This is a genomic window from Microcoleus sp. F10-B2, assembly GCF_036704965.1.
Lineage (GTDB): Bacteria > Cyanobacteriota > Cyanobacteriia > Cyanobacteriales > Microcoleaceae > Microcoleus.
Map to the genome: position 1 here is coordinate 1 of NZ_JAUBTB010000236.1, position 1,131 is coordinate 1,131.

Annotated in this window: 1 protein-coding gene and 1 pseudogene; both read left to right on the plus strand. The window is 40.5% G+C overall.

Going from position 1 to position 1,131, the window contains the following annotated elements:
* Positions 1-632, plus strand: a pseudogene (locus QUA99_RS32900) (hypothetical protein); the annotation flags it as partial.
* A 46-nt stretch (positions 633-678) separates the two neighbouring features.
* Positions 679-1,068 carry a hypothetical protein gene (locus QUA99_RS32905; protein ID WP_333245867.1) on the plus strand — a complete coding sequence of 130 codons (390 nt, stop codon included), beginning with the start codon at positions 679-681 and terminating at the stop codon, positions 1,066-1,068.
* Positions 1,069-1,131 lie beyond the last annotated feature (63 nt).

The following is a 1,131-nucleotide window of genomic DNA, read 5'->3' on the forward strand; positions in this document are numbered from 1 at the left end:
GCCTAAAAGTGTTTGGCTTCCAAGTTTTCACAACTGATAAAGAAATCCGACCCACATCTGCGGAATGTGGGTTACAAAAATACCTGACGCCATCTCAGTTTTTGGTGATGACAATTTTGCTATCCTTGATGCAATCAGAAAAACAAGTGAGATTAGAGCGGCTCTCCCGAGTATTTCCCTGTCTAATTACAGCCGAAAGTCGGCGACGTAAATTACAAAGGTTTTTAGATTTACCGAACTTAACGATTGGATTAATTTGGTTCCCATTAATTACTTATTGGTTAACCACTTATTGCCGTGTTGGTCAAAGATTATCAATTGCAATCGATCGCAGTCAATGGGGCTGTATTAATTTGTTCATGGTTAGCTTAATCTGGGAGCGCAGAGCGATTCCATTATACTGGTCATTGTTACCCAAATTGGGCAGCAGCAACTTCGAGGAACAAACGACAAATCTACAGCCTGTTTTACCATTGTTTTCAGAATATAAAGTCATCGTTTTAGGAGATCGTGAATTTTGTTCGGTCGATTTAGGAAACTGGCTGAAGGAAAAGGGTGTATCTTTTTGCTTGAGACTGAAGAAGAATCATCTTAATCGAAACAGAACATTTAGTTTGGCAGCGATTAGATGAATTAGGAATAGTGCCGGGAACCTCTTTATATTTTCAAGGTAAAAGAGTGAGAAAAACTCAGCCTGCTACTGGATTTGATGTTGCTTGTAAGTGGAAAAGAAACTATGGGGCGTGTCGGGTTGATGAAGCGTGGTTTATTCTCACAAATTTAGGTTCATTGCAGGCAGCGATCGATGCTTATAAGCAACGGATGGGTATCGAAGAAATGTTTCGAGATTGTAAAACAGTCGGCTACGATCTGGAAGGAACTAGCTTAAAAGGCAACCGACTGATTAACATAATTCTGCTGATGACAATCGCCTATAGTTTGGCAATATTTGAAGGTACTGAACTTCAGAAAAAGCAGGTAGGAAAATATGTATGTCGGCGTCAAGAACCTCAAAAAAGATATCGAAGACGGAGTACATTTGGTGTTGGCGCAAGCAGGGTGGATTAATTGTCAAAAGAGTAAACCAGTGGGGCTAGGCTATTTGCTGACGAGCACGCGCCAGATTTAATT